Source organism: Streptococcus sp. DD12, from assembly GCF_001578885.1.
Taxonomy (GTDB): Bacteria; Bacillota; Bacilli; order Lactobacillales; family Streptococcaceae; genus Streptococcus.
In genome coordinates, this window is record NZ_KQ969495.1 from 1,235,673 (window position 1) to 1,253,451 (window position 17,779).

At 42.2% G+C, this 17,779-nt stretch carries 18 protein-coding genes; 2 read left to right on the forward strand and 16 right to left on the reverse strand.

Going from position 1 to position 17,779, the window contains the following annotated elements; translation table 11 throughout:
• Positions 1 to 24: 24 nt before the first annotated feature.
• From STRDD12_RS08240 to mutL, 13 genes are all read right to left on the reverse strand, one after another.
• Positions 25 to 162: a hypothetical protein gene (locus STRDD12_RS08240; RefSeq protein ID WP_156471447.1), complete on the reverse strand. Its 138-nt coding sequence runs from the start codon at positions 160 to 162 to the stop codon at positions 25 to 27.
• Positions 162 to 2,366: an anaerobic ribonucleoside-triphosphate reductase gene (gene nrdD, locus STRDD12_RS05795; RefSeq protein WP_066916033.1), complete on the reverse strand. Its 2,205-nt coding sequence runs from the start codon at positions 2,364 to 2,366 to the stop codon at positions 162 to 164. Before nrdD ends, STRDD12_RS08240 begins: the two co-directional genes overlap by 1 nt.
• A gap of 104 nt (positions 2,367 to 2,470) precedes the next feature.
• Positions 2,471 to 4,222 (reverse strand): glycosyltransferase family protein, encoded by a 1,752-nt coding sequence (locus STRDD12_RS05800; protein WP_066916035.1) that lies wholly within the window; start codon positions 4,220 to 4,222, stop codon positions 2,471 to 2,473.
• A 41-nt stretch (positions 4,223 to 4,263) separates the two neighbouring features.
• Positions 4,264 to 4,389, reverse strand: a complete 126-nt coding sequence (locus STRDD12_RS08515; RefSeq protein WP_269450043.1) for a hypothetical protein — start codon at positions 4,387 to 4,389, stop codon at positions 4,264 to 4,266.
• A 107-nt stretch (positions 4,390 to 4,496) separates the two neighbouring features.
• Positions 4,497 to 4,808 carry a DUF1292 domain-containing protein gene (locus STRDD12_RS05805; protein ID WP_066916037.1) on the reverse strand — a complete coding sequence of 104 codons (312 nt, stop codon included), beginning with the start codon at positions 4,806 to 4,808 and terminating at the stop codon, positions 4,497 to 4,499.
• Positions 4,809 to 4,818: 10 nt separating this feature from the next.
• Entirely contained in the window at positions 4,819 to 5,238 is a 420-nt protein-coding gene (gene ruvX, locus STRDD12_RS05810; protein ID WP_066916039.1) for a Holliday junction resolvase RuvX, read from the reverse strand.
• The gene (locus tag STRDD12_RS05815; RefSeq protein WP_066916041.1) at positions 5,235 to 5,504 is read right to left on the reverse strand and encodes an IreB family regulatory phosphoprotein; all 270 of its coding nucleotides are present in this window, start codon (positions 5,502 to 5,504) and stop codon (positions 5,235 to 5,237) included. Before STRDD12_RS05815 ends, ruvX begins: the two co-directional genes overlap by 4 nt.
• Positions 5,505 to 5,660: 156 nt before the next feature.
• Positions 5,661 to 6,059, reverse strand: a complete 399-nt coding sequence (spx, locus tag STRDD12_RS05820) for a transcriptional regulator Spx (RefSeq protein ID WP_066916043.1) — start codon at positions 6,057 to 6,059, stop codon at positions 5,661 to 5,663.
• A 143-nt stretch (positions 6,060 to 6,202) separates the two neighbouring features.
• Positions 6,203 to 7,351 (reverse strand): recombinase RecA, encoded by a 1,149-nt coding sequence (gene recA, locus STRDD12_RS05825; protein ID WP_066916045.1) that lies wholly within the window; start codon positions 7,349 to 7,351, stop codon positions 6,203 to 6,205.
• Between the two features lie 36 nt (positions 7,352 to 7,387).
• Complete coding sequence (locus STRDD12_RS05830; protein WP_066916047.1) at positions 7,388 to 8,641, reverse strand: competence/damage-inducible protein A; 1,254 nt, start codon at positions 8,639 to 8,641, stop codon at positions 7,388 to 7,390.
• 45 nt (positions 8,642 to 8,686) lie between these two features.
• Positions 8,687 to 9,256, reverse strand: coding sequence for a DNA-3-methyladenine glycosylase I (locus tag STRDD12_RS05835; RefSeq protein ID WP_066916049.1), 570 nt, complete (start codon positions 9,254 to 9,256; stop codon positions 8,687 to 8,689).
• Between the two features lie 13 nt (positions 9,257 to 9,269).
• Positions 9,270 to 9,863, reverse strand: a complete 594-nt coding sequence (gene ruvA, locus STRDD12_RS05840) for a Holliday junction branch migration protein RuvA (RefSeq protein ID WP_066916051.1) — start codon at positions 9,861 to 9,863, stop codon at positions 9,270 to 9,272.
• 139 nt (positions 9,864 to 10,002) lie between these two features.
• A complete protein-coding gene (gene mutL / locus STRDD12_RS05845; RefSeq protein WP_066916053.1) occupies positions 10,003 to 11,958 on the reverse strand; it encodes a DNA mismatch repair endonuclease MutL in 1,956 nt (651 codons plus the stop codon).
• A 179-nt stretch (positions 11,959 to 12,137) separates the two neighbouring features.
• Between mutL and STRDD12_RS05850 the strand changes: the two genes are divergently transcribed.
• Positions 12,138 to 13,640 (forward strand): ABC transporter permease, encoded by a 1,503-nt coding sequence (locus STRDD12_RS05850; protein ID WP_066916055.1) that lies wholly within the window; start codon positions 12,138 to 12,140, stop codon positions 13,638 to 13,640.
• Between the two features lie 15 nt (positions 13,641 to 13,655).
• Entirely contained in the window at positions 13,656 to 14,315 is a 660-nt protein-coding gene (locus STRDD12_RS05855) for an ABC transporter ATP-binding protein (RefSeq protein WP_066916057.1), read from the forward strand.
• A gap of 90 nt (positions 14,316 to 14,405) precedes the next feature.
• Here STRDD12_RS05855 and mutS read toward each other — a convergent pair whose 3' ends face one another.
• From mutS to argR, 3 genes are read right to left on the reverse strand one after another with little or no spacing between them, the layout of a single operon-like run.
• The gene (gene mutS / locus STRDD12_RS05860) at positions 14,406 to 16,946 is read right to left on the reverse strand and encodes a DNA mismatch repair protein MutS (protein ID WP_066916059.1); all 2,541 of its coding nucleotides are present in this window, start codon (positions 16,944 to 16,946) and stop codon (positions 14,406 to 14,408) included.
• Positions 16,943 to 17,287: a YlbF family regulator gene (locus tag STRDD12_RS05865; RefSeq protein ID WP_197456652.1), complete on the reverse strand. Its 345-nt coding sequence runs from the start codon at positions 17,285 to 17,287 to the stop codon at positions 16,943 to 16,945. The genes mutS and STRDD12_RS05865 overlap by 4 nt, the downstream gene beginning before the upstream one ends.
• Positions 17,284 to 17,724, reverse strand: a complete 441-nt coding sequence (gene argR, locus STRDD12_RS05870; protein ID WP_066916061.1) for an arginine repressor — start codon at positions 17,722 to 17,724, stop codon at positions 17,284 to 17,286. Before argR ends, STRDD12_RS05865 begins: the two co-directional genes overlap by 4 nt.
• Positions 17,725 to 17,779: the final 55 nt, after the last annotated feature.

The following is a 17,779-nucleotide window of genomic DNA, read 5'->3' on the forward strand; positions in this document are numbered from 1 at the left end:
AAGTGAGAGCTCCCTCTCACTTTTTTATTTCTTCGTTTTGTTTAAAAATTGCTCTCTCAATTGCGTAATGCGATCCTTCTTATTGACGCCACCCGTTGAATGTTTCTCGTGAAACCGAGTCACCTGAGCTTTTCCTTTGTCATCTAATTGGTATTTCCCCATTAAGCCTTCGCTCCTTCCTGTGCAATCGTTGAACCATTCATGTGTTTGACACGCGCTGAAATTTCCTTATGGCGGCCATTAACCATTGGACGGGCCTGAGGATTTCCCAAATAGCCACAGGTTCGTTTGACCACATCAACTGTTTTAGGGTCACTATTTCCACAATTAGGGCACTTGAAGCCCCGCTCAGTTGGTTCAAAATCCCCCTCAAAACCACAAGCATAACAGTGATCAATTGGTGTGTTTGTTCCCAGGTAGCCGACACGTGTATAGGCATAGTCCCATACGGCCTCAAGCGCCTTTGGATTTTGTTGCAAGACAGGGTACTCACAATAGTGAATAAAGCCACCCGTTGCCCCAGCCGCTGGGTAATCTTTTTCAAAATCTAATTTTTCAAAAGGCGTTGGATTCTTGCGCACGTCATAGTGGAAAGAGTTGGTATAGTATTCCTTATCTGTAATATCAGGAACCAGACCAAATTTTTCACTATCCAGACGGCAAAAACGGTCAGTCAAACTTTCAGATGGTGTTGAGTAGACAGAGAAATGATAACCATACTCATTGGACCAGTCTTCACAGGCTTCCTTCATCTGACGGACAATATCAATGGTCAAATTCTTGGCTGCCGGATTATGTTCCCAGGCACCACCATAAAAGGCTGTTGCCACTTCATAGAGACCAATATAACCTAAGGAAACAGTGGCTCTACGATTTCTAAAGAGTTCATCCACACTGCCCACTTTAGGCAGGCGTTTGCCAAAGGCCCCGTATTGATAAAGTATAGGAGCATTTGCCGGACTCGCTTCTTTGACACGTTCGACACGGTAAACCAAAGCGTCCTTGGCAATGGCTAAACGTTCCTTGAAAATATCCCAAAATCGTTCGATATCCCCCTCTGCTTCAAGCGCAATCCGCGGAAGGTTGAGGGTTACAACACCAAGATTCATGCGACCAGAATTGACTTCTTGCCCATTTTCATCCCACCAACCTTGAAGGAAAGAACGACAGCCCATCGGTGCTTTAAAGGAGCCTGTCAATTCGACAATTTTGTCATAGGACAAAACATCCGGATACATCCGTTTCGTAGCACATTCCAGAGCCAACTGTTTAATGTCATAGTTTGGCGTCCCGACTTCCAAATTCAGCCCTGATTTGAGGGTAAAGATAAGCTTAGGAAAGATAGCCGTCCGGTGTTCACTTCCCAAACCTTTGATACGAATGGTTAAAATAGCCTTTTGAATTTCTCGCTCAAACCAGCTCGTTCCAAGGCCAAAGCCAAGAGAGGTAAATGGTGTCTGGCCATTTGACGTAAACAAGGTATTAATTTCATATTCCAAAGACTGCATCGCATCATAGATATCTTTTTGCGTCTTTTGACGTGCATAGGCTTCCTGTTTATCTTCAGCTACCCACTCTTTGGCATCCTTGAGGTGTTTTTGATAATTAAGCTCGGCATAAGGCGCTAGCAGTTCATCGATACGGTCTGCCGTACAGCCACCATATTGACTGGAGGCAACATTTGCAATAATTTGAGAAATCTGCGCAGTCGCCGTTTGGATTGATTTTGGAGACTCCACCTCTGCATTTCCCATCTTAAACCCATTTTCCAACATGCCCTTAAAATCAATCAAACAACAGTTGGTCATTGGGGTATAGGGACTATAATCCATATCATGAAAATGAATATCCCCTTTTTGGTGCGCATTGGCTACATGAGGTGGCAGTAACTTAAGCCCGATGGACTTGCCAACGATTCCTGCTGTCAAATCCCTCTGCGTATTGAAAACTTCACTATCCTTATTCGCATTTTCATTGACCACCGCTTGTTCTTTATTAAGCAATTTATCAATGGCCACGTTGATATCAGTTGCCTTTTGGCGATCGAAATCTCGTTGCGTCCGATAGTTTATGTATTCCTTAGCAATCGTATATTCTCCAGATGCGAGTAACTCATGTTCAACAATACTTTGAATTTCATAAATCTTAACATCTTTACTAAATCGTTCAAAAATTTCGGCAATAATGCGATCAGAAATGGTACGTAACTTGGCCTCTACTTGCGGTGACATTTCCTCCACTTCTTGACTAGCCTTGTGTAGTGCACGGTCAATCTTTTGGGCATCGAAATCAACCAGACGACCATCACGTTTCATGACACGAATCCTTGGTTGACTTAAAACACGTTCTTCTTCCAATGTAATCATTTCGCAATACTTCCTTTCACGCCACCTATTATAGTCGTAATCTAAAAAAAATCAATATCTTGTGGTAACTTTTTTTAGAAACACAAGATATTGATTTTTAGGTCTTACGAAGTTTTTTTCTGATAAACCGTGAAGTGACTCACATTATCGACAGTGATAATGTCATAATTGCTGGTTAAATCCGTGCTGACAGCACTTGGTAACTTCTGATTATTGTTGACAATGACATATTTAGCATTATTTTGCAAAAGATCATCCGACAGTAACTTTTGGTTGGTCTCAGATGCTGCATTCACTGTTGGTAAAATAATTTGTGAAGCAGCTTTACGTTGACTGGCTAAGTAGATTGTTGCCGAGTTGTCCCAAACATAAATAGCATCAGACTGTGAGGTGTTTTTCGCGACAAAACTAGCAAGGTCTGTTCGCTCTTTTACGGTAGCAATTTGCAGAACACCTGAAATGAGTGGACATAGGATGCCAATAATCACAACCAGGTAGGGCAAGTAAAAATGTTTGGCAAGATAGGTTGCAAACGCACTCTCGTGCCCTGACATCGTTTCTTCATTAACCTCATCTGTATTAGTTACCATCACAGCAGCCAAGACTAAACTATATGGCAAAATTAAGAGGAGGTCATAGACTTGAAAAGTCTGTACCAGAAGAACCATCACCAAGCTTAGGGCCACTGTCAAAAGCAGAATCACTTTTATTACTCGGTCTCGCGCCGTGTAAGCACTGCGCTTAGACAAGGCAAAACAGCCAATCAATAAACCTGAAGCAGCTGCCACAAACAACTGATACACTAGAGTTAAGAAAACATTCCCAGAACCAATGGCAAAGTTTCCAAGAAGGTAACTGCCTGCTTGATAGACATAATTTCCTAAAATTTGGAGATTTAAGATAAAATAGGCCGCTGTATAAAAGACCAGAATCGCTCCAAAAATAATGGCCAGTAACTGATAAAAACCACGCGCAAAATGATGATTAGCTATGTTATAGACTAAAATACCAACAAAAGAAACTACCCAAAAAATCGCTGTTCGAGGTTCGATCATGAAAGCAAAAACAGAAACAAAACCATACAAAATAAAGGCTTCGTCCTTCGTCATGCCAGAGAAGTATTTGGTCAAAAACCAGATGCCCAACAGGACAAGGGGCATGGCCCACTGAATCGGGTAAAGTCCTCCAAAACCGAGACCAAGATTCAAAAGGTAATAGATTAAGGCTAAACTCACTGCAGCATCACGTCGTCCTGTCATATGGGCAACGATTTTATACAGGTAAAATCCAGCCATGTAAAAGGCTACAAAGTGAACAAAGATTAGCCAGACACTAGATCCTAAAACATAAGACAGGGCAATTATGGCATAATAGAAAAAACCACCCGTTGAGAAGACATCTGTATACGGTAGCGACCCATTCGCAAATAGATAGCCCGTATAGAGGCTTTGAGATTGAAAACCATTTGCCAGGTTTGTCATATAAGGCATTGACACCGTTAGTAAAGCCAAAAAGAAACTACAAATCGCCAGGAAGAGACGATGCCGTCTTAAGACTGGTACTCGTTTACTTGTCATCAACCGATTTGTTCCTGGCTGTTTACGACTAGCCACTTTTTGTGGTTCAGGAGCCGTCACCTTACGCTTCTTTTTAACCTTGTGTTCTTTTTGAGGTTTCTTTTCAACACTCTTTTCAACGGTGTTGGATGCCGTTTCCTCCTTTGGAAGGCGCAAGCGCTCTCGAGCCTCCTTTGCTGGATGGACTTTGGCTGTGGTCCCCTCTAGTCGGCTAACGCGGCTGTATTGTCCTCTAGGTGACTGGGAGGTCACCTCGGCTTTTTCTTGATGTTCTTTCACGCGATTACTCCTTGATATATTCTTATCAAGTATATCAAATTTCAGCTATTAGTCAATTTCTTTCGTAATTCACAATAGCGCAGGATATCACGAAAACAGTGTGTTTTCTTAGACCGATAATCTTCCAAAAACTTCTTTTCCTTCGGTGTTAACCCTTCCTCTGCCATGAGGTACACCTCCTTTCTATCCTTTATTCGAAAAAGAAAGGAGGAAAACAGGGAGAGCATCCTAAATAAAAAGTCTGAGATAAACATCTCAGACTTTTTTAGGTTATTTATTCTTCATCTAAAAAACTATTGAAGACTTCTTCAATCATATCCCATTCTTTATCGGAATCTTCAGGAATAGGTTGCAAGTCGCCTTCTGTTCCATCTTCACTTTCTGTGAAAGAGTAGGCCTGAATTTCGATTTGGCCATTTTCATCCTCTTCAGCACCCGCAGGTACCAAGAGAACATAGTTCTTCCCAAATTCTTCACGTCCATCAATGGTCAAAAGAATTTCAAATAAAGTTTCATTTCCTTGATCATCAACTAAAGTGATAACTTCATGTTTATGCTCATGATCGTGGTTGTGTTCGTGTGCCATACCTTCTCCTTTAAAAATGACTATCTAAGTAATTCTGCAAAATTAATTGTGCTGCCAATTTATCAATAACTTTTTTCCGCTTACTGCGGCTGATATCGGCCTGCTCGACAAGCATCCGTTCTGCTTGGACAGTCGTTAACCGTTCATCCTGATAAGCCACAGGTAAATCAAAACGTTGGGTCACTTTTTCCCCATAAGCTTGACTGGCCTCAACACGTGGCCCACTCGTATTGTTCATGTTTTTAGGCAAGCCAATCACAATCTTCTCGGGCTTATATTGAGCGATTAGCTCTCCCAAGCGATCCAGTCCAAACTCATCAGCTGCTTCATCGATAGCAATAATCTCGACACCCTGGGCCGTAAACCCTAACGGATCACTGACCGCCACTCCAACGGTCTTTGAGCCAACATCTAACCCCAAGATTCTCATCGAAAATCAACTCCGTTACCTTTGAGATAAAAACGGACCAATTCTTCTACCAGTTCATCTCGTTCGTATTTACGGATTTGATTCCGCGCATCATTGTAACGGGGAATATAGGCAGGGTCTCCACTCAACACATAGCCTACAATTTGATTGATAGGATTATAGCCTTTTTCTTCGAGTGAGCGATAAACAGTTGTCAGGGTTTCGCTAATCTCTTTTTTATTGTTATCGTCTAAATTGAAACGAACAGTTTCGTCAGTAAATCCCATAACTTACCCTCTTTTTCTTGTTTCTTAGTCAGTAGTATATCTTATTTGTTAGCTTTTATCAACCATCTGCTTTGCCCATTGAAAAAAGCCCAAAAACAACCCACATCAAAGACTAGCTATTGATTAGGGAGGTGTTTTTGAACTTCCTCAATTGCCTTACAAAGCCGCACGCATACGGGCTTCTGCATTTTCCACATTTCGAATAGAACGTGGCAAAAAGGCACGGATATCATCTTCTTTATAACCGACTTGTAGACGCTTATCGTCTATGAGAATCGGACTTTTTAAAATTCGAGGATTTTCTTTGATGATAGTGATTACTTCACTAACGCTTAGTTCATTAATATCACACTTTAAGGCCTTGGCATAGCGATTCTTAGAAGAAACGATACTTTCGACCCCGTTTTCAGTTTTGGAAAGGATATCCAAAATTTCTTCACGTGTGAGAGGTTCCTTCCCTAAGTTTTGTTCTTTATAAGGCAGTTGATGTTTATTCAACCATGTTTTCGCTTTTTTACAGCTGGTACAGCTTGAAATCGTATAAATTTTAATCATGATTTTCTCGCTTTCTATCACTGATACCATTATTCTAACACGTCTAGACCAAAAAAGAAATAGGTCTTAGGACCTATTTCGCTTTTTGTCAAATAAAAAGTTTATTTTCCTAATTTTTTCTTAAAGAATTCGTTTTCAAAGATTTATTCTTCGATTTCGATGGCATCATCCAAGTCCAAAACAACATCGTCTACAGAAGCATCTGATTCATCTGGAGCCTGAGTTTCTGTGACAACTTCTTTGTCTTCCTCGATGAGTCCATACTTCACGCGCACTTGTCGGTCGATTTCATCAAAAATTTCTGGATTGTCAGCCAAAAACTTCTTGGCATTTTCAGAACCTTGGCCAATCTTATCTCCATTGTAGGAGTACCAAGCACCGGCCTTCTTTATAATATCCAAGTTCGTTGCAATCTTTAGAAGTTCGCCTGTCCGTGAAATACCTTCACCATACATGATTTCCACTTCTGCAACCTTAAATGGCGGAGCTACCTTGTTTTTAACGATTTTAATCTTGGTTTCCTTACCAACATTACTATCTTTTTGGTCACCCGTTCCCTTGATTTGTGTATTTCCACGAACATCCATACGGACAGAGGCATAGAATTTCAAAGCACGTCCACCAGGGGTAGTTTCAGGATTTCCAAACATAACCCCAACTTTTTCACGCAATTGGTTAATGAAAATGGCAATCGTTTTAGTTTTATTGATAGAAGCAGACAGCTTACGCATTGCCTGACTCATCATCCTAGCTTGCAAACCGACATGGCTATCTCCGATATCACCATCAATTTCAGCCCGAGGGACAAGGGCGGCAACAGAGTCAACCACCACCAAGTCTACAGCGCCTGAGTCAATCAATTCCGCTGCGATCTCTAAACCTTGTTCACCTGAATCTGGTTGAGACAAGAGAAGTTCATCGATATTAACTCCCAAGGCCGCCGCATAAGCTGGATCTAAAGCATGTTCCGCATCAATAAAGGCAGCAATCCCCCCATCTTTTTGCGCCTGTGCTACTGCGTGCAGTGCAACAGTAGTCTTACCAGAACTTTCAGGACCATAAATCTCAATAATCCGTCCCTTAGGATAACCACCTGCCCCCAGAGCAATATCCAAGGCTAGAGACCCAGAGCTCATCACTTGAACCTTTTGCTCAGCGCGTTCGCCCAGCTTCATAATGGCCCCTTTACCAAAATCTTTCTCGATATTCTTGAGGGCTGCATCTAGGGCCTTCTGGCGTTCGTCACCAAATTTTTTGGTAATTTCTTCTGTCTTCTTTGTTTTTTTGGCCAAAGTTTTCTCCTTTGTTAAAATAGTTTCTTATAGTTATTATACTATATTTTTGGTTTTTTTCAAGTCCTGACGAATCCAGTCTAGGGCTGTCAGCACAGAAATTTTACGGATATCTTGTCGCGAACGGTCTCCCAGTTTTAAGAGGCGCGAGTAGACTCCCTGCTCTGTTGCCAAGCCCAAATAAACTGTTCCTACTTCATGACCTTCCAACTCTCCTGGGCCTGCAACCCCTGTCAAGCCGACGCCAATCGAAGCACCAGTCTTTTTGCGAGATTGGCTAGCCATCTGTTCTGCAGTATACGCACTCACCACCCCGTGTTTTTCTAAATCAACCACAGGAATATCTAACATCTGCGCCTTTTGCTCTAGGCTATAGGTCACAAATCCGCCTGGAAGAACTTCAGAAGCACCACTGACAGAGGCAAGGGTCGCTTGAAACAAACCTGCTGTTAAGCTTTCAGCAGCGGTCACGGTAAGATGAGATGCCTTTAAGGCAGAAACAACCACCTGAGCTAGTGAGTTATCATCCCCATAACCATAAAAAGCTTGACGAATTTGAGGGTCCTTACTTAAAATACTTGCCTCAAAAAGGTCCAAACGTTTCTCTGCCTCCTCAGCATGAGATGCTTTGGTAGATAACCGCAAAGTAACTTCACCAGTTTTTGCATAAGGCGCAATCGTGGGGTCTGTTTGCTGACTGATAATGTCTGCCAAGAGGGTCGTCAACAAGCTCTCACCGATACCTACAAACCGTAGCACGCGAGAGTAAAGCCTTTTCCCTTGTGCTAGGAGTGGAAGCAATTCTTCTACCACCATTGGCTTCAATTCACTAGGAGGGCCAGGCAATAAAACATAGGTTTTGTCTTCTTTTTGCAGATAGGAGCCGATAGCTAAGCCAGTTCGGTTGGGCAATGGCTTTCCCCCAGCCAGGTATAGTGCCTGACGGTCATTATTAACCGTTTTAGGGCGACCAATATTGACAAAGCGCTGATTGATTTTTGCCATAGCCTGCCCATCTGTTTCAAGAGAAACACCTAGGGCTTGTGCGATGGTTTGTTTGGTCAAATCATCTTCAGTCGGTCCCAGTCCCCCTGAAACAATCACCAAATCGCTCCGTTCTTGTGCTTTTTGAAAAACATCTAGCAAGCGGCTAGGATTATCTCCAACAGTCGTGTGGTAATAGACATCCACCCCAATTTCAGCTAACTTTTCAGAAATAAACTGCGCGTTGCTATTGACGATTTGCCCGGTCAACAGCTCCGTTCCGACAGCAATAATTTCAGTTCGCATCTTTTAATCCTCCCATCAATGTATTCGTTATTATTTCCATAAACACTAAGACGATTGATGATACTTGAAATCACAAGTCTCTTCATGGTCATTTACCAAACCTGCTGCTTGCAGAAAAGACTGCATGGCCACAGGGCCAGTAAATGAAAAACCTAATCGTTTCAATGTTTTAGACAGGTGTTCAGACAAATCTGTTTTAGTCGGGATGTCCTTAATCGTCGTAACCTTATGGACTTGCTGGTGTCCCCCAACAAAATCCCAAAGAAAGTGGTCTAAGCTACCGAACTCTTTTTGTACTTTTAAAACCGCCTGAGCATTTTGACGTGTCGCAAACAACTTGGCGCGATGTCGAATAATGGCTGCATTAGCCAATAAGGCTTCCAGCTGCTTGTCTGTCATTTGTGCCACACGCGCAATATCATACTGAAAAAAAGCTTGGCGGAAAGCCTGACGTTTATTGAGAACCGTTTCCCAAGATAACCCCGCCTGATAGGTCTCTAGACATAGCAACTCAAACAATTTTTGATCGTCATGTAAGGGGCGCCCCCATTCCTCATCATGATAAGCTACATAGAGAGGGTTCGATAGTTTCACCCAAGAACAACGTTTAACCATGCTTACTCCTATCTCACTTAACTAACATTTTTAAAGCGGATTTGATGTAATTCTCTGCTGTGTCAGAGGTCCCCTCAAAGAATTTCTTAATCTTCTTCAATTCTGTCGCTTTATAGCCCAGTGCTAACATAGCTTCCATAGCCTCTTCTAGTGATTGATTTGACGTTTCCTGTGAAGACGGTGATTGTTCTGGGGCCTCATCTAAAGCAACTGAAATTTTCCCTTCTAAATCAAGTACCATCTGCTGGGCTGTTTTCTTCCCGATTTTGGGAAATTTAGTCAGGTAAGTGATGTTTTTCCCCTCAATGGCCTTCACCAGACCAGTATTGTCATCACAGGCAATAATAGCTAAGGCTGATACAGGGCCAATTCCCGACACTGAAATTAGGTTCAAAAACAGTTGTTTTTCTTCTTCTGTTGAGAAGCCATACAAGAGCTGTGCATCCTCACGGACGACTTGATGGAGATAGATGGTTAAGTTTTGACCAACTTGAGAAGAATAGGCATAAGGATTGGCCACATGCAAGATATAGCCAATTCCTCCTGTTTCAACCACGATGTATTTAGACGTAATTTTGGCGAGAACACCAGTAATATATTCGTACATAAGTCTCTTTCTGATTTTCTTTCTAGCGTTATTGGTAGCTCACACAAACTTCTATATAAAAGATTGTGCCTACCAACCGCATCTTTTTGCTTTTCCCCTATGCCAGTATACAAGAGGCACCCTCACCTCCTAAAGTGTACTAGTATTTGCCTAATTCACGCAGACTGGTATGGTTTTCCTGAATCCGCCGAAACATTTTTTCCATATCTGATGTTGAAAAGTACACCAATACGGGACGTCCATGGGGACAGTTGTAAGGATTATGACAATAGGCAAGCTGTCTTAACAGATTTCGTGCCGACGTCTCATCCAGACGATGGTTTGCTTTTATACTGCGTTTACACGACATCATAATCGCCAGTTCAGCTCGATAACGCTTGACAGAGACCTGGTCAGTCAAAAGAAGCATGTCACACATCTCATAAATCCCAGACTCAATCTCATCTTCTGCCAACCAAATGGGGTGTTCCCTTAGGATGAAGGTGCTGTCTCCATAGGGTTCTAAATGGATACCAATTTCTTTTAGGGTATCTTGTCTTTCTAAAAGTGTCAGGTAATCCGATTTCGAGAATTCAAACAGATAGGGTACCAGAAGTTGCTGTAAAGAACTGTCAACTTCCCCAATCTTTTCTCGATAATATTCGTACTTGACCCGCTCTTGAGCAGCATGTTGATCAATGATATAGAGACCTTCTTGCCCTTGTGCGAACAGGTAGGTCCCATGCATTTGACCAAAATACTCCAGTTCTGGAAATGTTTGGTTTTCTTCCTGTTCTAATTGGTTGACAATTTTGTCAACTCTTTGCCGTTCCTTACGTGACCGAATAGCTAGGCCCGGGTGTTCTTGATTTCCAAAGTCCTCACGACGTTTAGCAGTTTTAACCGCCGAAGAAGTGGTGTCGTTTGTTTCATAGGTGACGGGCGATGAGAGGGTTTCGTCAACAACGTTTTTTGTAAAATTCGGTAGATCTACAGGAGAAGTCACCGCAGGACGGTAGTCTTCTTTCCCCACTTTCTCTGCTGGTAAGGAAAAAGCAAGTTGCTCTGGCCTCTGTGACGTCCGTTTACGCGTTTGATTCAGATTATCTAAGGCATCTGGAATAAGTTCTTGTTCAGACAAGGCCTCCTGTATGGCTGACTCTATCAGTCCCATCAGTTCCTTTTCCTTAGATAAGCGTACTTCTTGCTTTGTCGGGTGCACGTTAACATCGGCCAAATAAGGGTCTATCTTGATGGACAAGACCGCTATGGGAAAGCGTCCCACCATCAACTTACTGCCATAACCATTAAGAATAGCACGGTTAAGCAGAAAATTTTTAATGTAACGACCATTGATGATCAAGGTAATATAAGAACGGTTAGCCCGTGTTAATTCTGGTAAGCTGACATAGCCAGTGACTTCAAAATCTAAATCTTGCGCCTCAATGGCAATCATTTTCTTGGCTGTATTGACACCATAAACTCCTGCCAGTGTTTCTTTCAGTTTCCCCGTTCCATTTGTCTTCAATACTTCACGCCCATCATTGATTAAGCAAAAGGCAATCTCTGGATGAGCAAGACTCTGTCGATTGAGGACATCGATAATATGCCCCAATTCTGCCTGCAAACTTTTCATATATTTCAGACGGGCAGGCGTATTAAAAAAGAGATTTTCAACCAAAATCCTGGTCCCAGGTTTAGCTGCAATCGGCGTGATTGACCTAACCTCTCCGCCTTCTGAAATCAGTTGTGTCCCAGAAGTCGCCTCGCCTTCTCTCGTGGTAATGGTTAACTGACTAACTGAGGCAATTGAGGGGAGGGCTTCACCACGAAAACCTAAGGTTCTTATGCGAAAAAGGTCGGCCTGCTTTGAAATCTTACTCGTCGCATGCCGTTTTAAAGACAAAGCCACGTCTGCTTCTGCCATGCCATTTCCATCATCACTAACACAGATACTCTTTAAACCAGATTCCTCAATTTCCACACGAATGATGTGACTGTCGGCATCGATAGCGTTTTCGACTAATTCTTTAACGACACTAGCTGGTCGTTCAATAACCTCACCAGCAGCGATTTGATTGGCTAAAACTTCAGGTAGCTCAATTATTTTTGCCATTTTTCTCTCCCTAACAGACAATCTTTTTCTTCTACTATAGTCCTTTTATTATACCACATTTTACCAAAGCACCTGGGTCTTACCACTTGGCTTTTTAAGCTTTGTTTTGTATAAATTATAGGTTTTTGCAAGTATTTCATTGTATATTAGGCCCAGATAACAATAGAAGGAGTCCTCATATGAATTTTATCAAAAGAGCCTGGTTATACACTTGGGCAAAGAAAGGAAAGTCACTACTACTTATTTTAGTGACGTCAGTCATCTTAACGTTTGTTCTAGCCGGTTTAACCATCAATAAAGCAGCAAAATCGGCTGTTGAAACTGCTAAGCAAGAAACAGGAGCCACGGTCACTCTCCAAGTTAGTCGAGACTATATGATGCAACAGATGGAGGCTAGTAAATCCTCATCAGACTCAAGTAGTAACGAGCCACCAACCATGACCATGACCCCCATCCCCCTAGAGACGGCTCAGAAAATCGCCGAAAAATCTGGTGTCAAATCCTATCTCTTTACAACGACCACAACAGCAACTGCTGGCAGTGGCATTTCAGCCATTAGTTCGTCATCAACTACATCTAGCTCAAGCACCAATCAACAAAATGGTCCGAGCGCTATGCAATCTGGGGATTTCACTATCACTGGTGTCAACACGACAGATAACGTCTCTGATTTCTCAAATGGCACAAACACACTAAAAAGTGGCGTAGGCATTACAGCGTCAACAGCTGACAATGAAGCTGTCATCTCATCTGATTTAGCCAAAGCCAATAACCTCTCTGTAGGTGATAGTTTTACAGTTACCACAACTGTCAACAATACAAGCACAAGCTACACCCTTAAAGTTGTCGGCATTTACACCTCAACAGCAACTGTGACGGCTTCACAATTGCAAAATAAAGCCAGCAACCCACAAAACAACATTTACACTAACTTGACAACTGCAAATACCATGAAAGGAAGCAGTGATACAGTAGATTCAGCTGTTTATACCTTGTCAAATCCTTCCAAAAAAGACAGTTTTGTGTCTAATGCCAAAAAAGATATTGACACTGAAAAGTATGAACTGACGGGCAATGACCAAGTCTATCAACAAATGCTTCAACCTCTTAATAGCATTGCATCCATTGCTAAAAACATTGTTTGGCTGGTTTCCATTGCTGGCGCCATCATCCTAACACTCATTGTTATCTTAAGTATTCGTGAACGACGTTACGAAATCGGCGTCCTCATGAGTCTGGGAGAAGGGCGATTAAAGATTATCAGTCAATTCTTCGTTGAGTTATTTGTCGTCATGTTGGTTTCTATTGGACTTGCAACCGCTGCAGGAAATGTTGTTGGAAATGTTCTAGGACAACAGCTTATTAGCCAACAAACGAGCACGACACAAACGTCAACAGGGGCTGGACAAGGGGGTGGCCCAGGAGAAAATACCTCTGCTTCATCCAGTTCAACGACAACATCTTCTAGCCAAACAAGTAATAACCAACCGCCTCAAGGAGGTAATGGTGCTCCAAATATGACCACTAGTTCCAGCCAACTTAACTCACTAAACATCAAACAAACACCAGCTAGTATCGCTAAACTGGGTGGTATCGCACTTTTGATTTCACTTGCTTCAACCGTTCTAGCTAGCATTGGCATCATTCGCATGAAACCAAAAGACATCCTCTCATCCAATTAGAAAGAAGGTAAGCCTATGACATTAACAACGCATAACATCAGCTACTGGTATACAAATAATCCTGATGATTATCTCTTTAAAGATGTCTCACTTAGCTTTGAAAAAGGTAAGGTTTACTCGATTTTAGGGCAATCTGGAAGCGGGAAAACCACTTTCTTATCCTTACTAGCTGGTTTAGACACGCCGAAATCTGGAAATATCCAACTCAATGGGCAACCCATCCAAAAAGGTGGTTTGGTTTCCTACCGTAAACGCAGTGTTTCCACGATTTTCCAAGCATACAACCTCTTAACCTATATGACAGCAAGACAAAATATCCAAGTGGCACTAGATATCACCGGAAGGCAAGTTGACCCCGAGAAAATCACTGCTTTGTTTGCAGACGTTGGGCTAGATGAATCCTTGCTTGATAAGCCAGTTCTTAAGCTCTCTGGTGGCCAACAACAGCGTGTTGCTATCGTGCGAGCTCTGGCTAGTGGAGCTGACATTATCATTGCTGATGAACCTACTGGTAACCTCGATGAAGAAACGACACAAGATATCATTAAGATTTTCCAGAAAATTGCCCATGAGCAAGATAAAACGGTGATTATTGTTACGCATGAAAGAGAAGTTGCACAAGCTAGCGATGTCACCTTTGAACTCAAAAAACGCAACTTTACGAAAATTGCCTAACAACATCTCCCTTCTCTATTTAGTCATCCCCTCTAAGCAGAGATAAGCACCAGAAACGCCTAAGCAACTTGCTTAGGCGTTTTTTTCGAGCTAAATTTCTTCAGTGAGTTCTTTTTTTAATTCATACAAAGCCGTCATGGCCTCCATGGGTGTCATCGTGTTTAAATCTAAATCACGAAGTTTGTCGATGACTGAAACTTCCTCTGATTCAAAAAGTGACGTTTGTTGAGGGGTTGGACGGCTAGATTCTACCGGCAAGGAAACTTCCTGATTTTCTAACCGATCTAATATGGTCGCTGCTCTTTGCAGTAAAGGCGTTGGTAATCCCGCAATTTTCGCAACATGGATACCATAAGACTTATCTGCTGGTCCTGATGAAATTTGGTGCAAGAATGTCACTTGACCGTCTTGCTCTAGGGTTGCCACATGAACATTCTCTAAGTGTGTCAAGTTTGTTGACAGGGATGTCAACTCATGGTAGTGCGTTGCAAAAAGGGTTTTGGCTCCGATATGGTCATGAATATGTTCAATAATGGCTTGTGCTAAAGCCATACCATCATAGGTTGCAGTCCCACGACCCAGCTCATCAAACAATATCAAAGAGTTTTCTGTAGCAAGCTCCATCGCAGCATTCGCCTCCATCATCTCAAGCATGAAGGTAGACTGACCTGAAATCAAATCATCTGCAGCCCCAATACGGGTAAAGATAGCATCAAATACTGGTAAATCTGCGCTCTTTGCAGGCACATAGCAACCCAGTTGAGCCAAGATGACAATGAGAGCGAGTTGACGCATATAGGTTGATTTCCCACTCATGTTCGGCCCTGTAATCAGTTGAAGCCAAATATCACTAGTCAGCGTAATCGAATTAGGAACGTAAGCACTGCCAGAGAAGACTTTTTCAACAACAGGATGCCGTCCTTCTACGATGGCAATTTCATGGTGGTCATTGAATTGTGGTTTGTGATAGTGCTGATTTTCAGAAACGACTGCCAAACTCTGTAAAACGTCAACTGTTGCTAGATGGCGAGCAAGGACTTGCAAATCCTTGATGAAAGACTCAACTTTTTGACGAATACTTAAAAAGATATCGTACTCAAGATTTGCTGATTTTTCCCTGGCTTCTAGCATTTCACCCTCGATTTTGGCCAGATCAGTCGTTCCAAACCGTTCCGAATTCTTCAAGGTCGCCTTACGGAAAAAATAATCTGGGACTTTATCCAACTGGGAATTGGTTACATGAAAATAGTACCCATCTTTACGGTTGTAATCAATCTTTAGATTAGCAATCCCAGATTGTTCTCGCTCGCGGGCTTCTAGGTCTAAAATCCAAGATTGACCATCTCGCATGACTGTCCGATAACGGTCTAATTGCTCGTCAAAGCCAGATTTGATTATCCCGCCTTCTGTAATGGTCGCTGGGGCATCAGGATCAATCGATTCCATAATCATATAAGCTAGACTAGGCAGGGCATCGATAGCCGACTCAAGCGTGTCAAGTTCTTGGTTGTTAAACTGACGCAACCTTTCTTTAATCTGGGGTACCTTCTGTAAAGTTTGACCCAGTTGCAGCAAGTCCTTAGGGCTAGCCTTTCCAAAAGAAATACGACTCGCTAAGCGTTCAATGTCGTAAACCCCTTTTAAACTTTCTGTCAAGTCTACACGTTCAAAAAAGTTATCAATCAGCGCTGTTACAGCATTTTGGCGTTGTAAAATAGCAGCTTTATGAAGCAAGGGTCTGTCAATCCACTGTCTGAGCAAACGAGTTCCCATAGCCGTTTTGGTTTCGTCCAATAACCAATACAGACTCCCGAATTTCTTACCAGTTCGTGCATTTTCCAGCAAATCTAGACTCCGTTTGCTAGCATACGTCATCTGCAGGTAATCTCTAATCGCATAATGCTTGACAGCTTGTAAATGGCTTAATTGCCGTTTTTGGGTTACTTGAACATAACCGAGCAACTTACCAGCAACGCTTTGTTCAATTTCTGATATACAGTCTTCCGAGATGAGATCTGTGTCTAGAACTGCTTGGTCTTGTTTGGAAATCAGTAAATTAAGTTGACTACACAAGATATCCTCTTGGTCTAGCGTCAACTCAAAACCGACAACAACTTCTTTAGCTTTGAGATTTTGAATTTCATTCGTGATTTGAGTAAAATCTGTTAACTGTGTGGCAAAAAACTCCCCTGTTGATAAATCCATATAGGCTAAACCAAAGGTCTCCCCGTCACTATCAATAGCGACCAAGAAGTTATTCCCTGCCGATTGCGTCTGACTGTCAACAGCTGTTCCTGGTGTTATCACCTGAACTACCTCACGTTTGACAACCCCAACAGATTTTTTGGGATCTTCCATCTGCTCCGCAATGGCAACCTTATAGCCTTGATCCACTAAAATATCGATATATTGCTGAGCTGAGTGGTAAGGAACACCAGCCATGGCAATCGGATCATCTGCGTTTTTATTCCGACTCGTTAGGGTTAACTCGAGAATTTGCGCCGCTTTTATCGCATCATCATAAAAAAGCTCGTAAAAATCTCCCATTCGAAACAGCAAAAAAGCATCTGGATAGTTTTCTTTTATATCCAGATACTGTTGCATGCCTGGAGATAATTTCTTTTTTGTCATAGGTTATCTCCCTTGTTTATCCCTTCTTCTATCGCCTTTGTCACATGGTATAGTAAATCACTCGCATCCTGCATCTTTTGTCGGTATTCCACAACAACAGGGAGTTGAGATAAATCATCCTGTAAACGGATGGCTTCCTCATCTGCCTGCAAGTAAGCCTGCTCTTTTTCTATCTTATTAAAGAAAACAGCTTCTTGTTGGTGGTCTTTCATCTCTCCGACCTTATCTTGGAGCTCTGGTAATTTTTCCAAGCGAGTCTTCACTTCAAGAAATGCTTGAACAGATGAGTGATTTTTAAGCAAGGCAGCCAGTTTGTCTGTTTCTTCCTCCCATTGCATCATTGAAGGAAGGCTTTCAAATCTTTTTCTAAAATCATTGCCGTTTTTTCGTTGCGACAAATAACCAAAAGCGTGTCAGCGCCTGCGATTGTTCCAAGAATATCTTCGTGTTTGAGACCATCGATTAAATTCGCCAGCAAATCAGCTTCCCCAAGCGGTGTATGGATAACCAAAGAAAACTGTGCTCGGTCGACTGTTTTAACATAAGGGGCAGCCTGCGTGCTCAGACCAGTGGATTCTGTCTGCGAAACCGTATAATAATGTCTTCCTTCATCATCTCGCGTCTTCAAAAGTCCAATAGCTCGCAAATCTCGTGAAAGCGTCGCTTGGGTCACTTCAATTCCTTCAGAGCTCAAATGTTCTTTAATTTCCTCTTGTGTACGAACAGGGCGACTAGCGATTAAGCGTTGAATTTTATCACGACGTTCAGCTTTTTTCATAAAAACCTCTTTAAATATTTCATTGTAATCAATTTTTATTATAACAAAAAAGTAA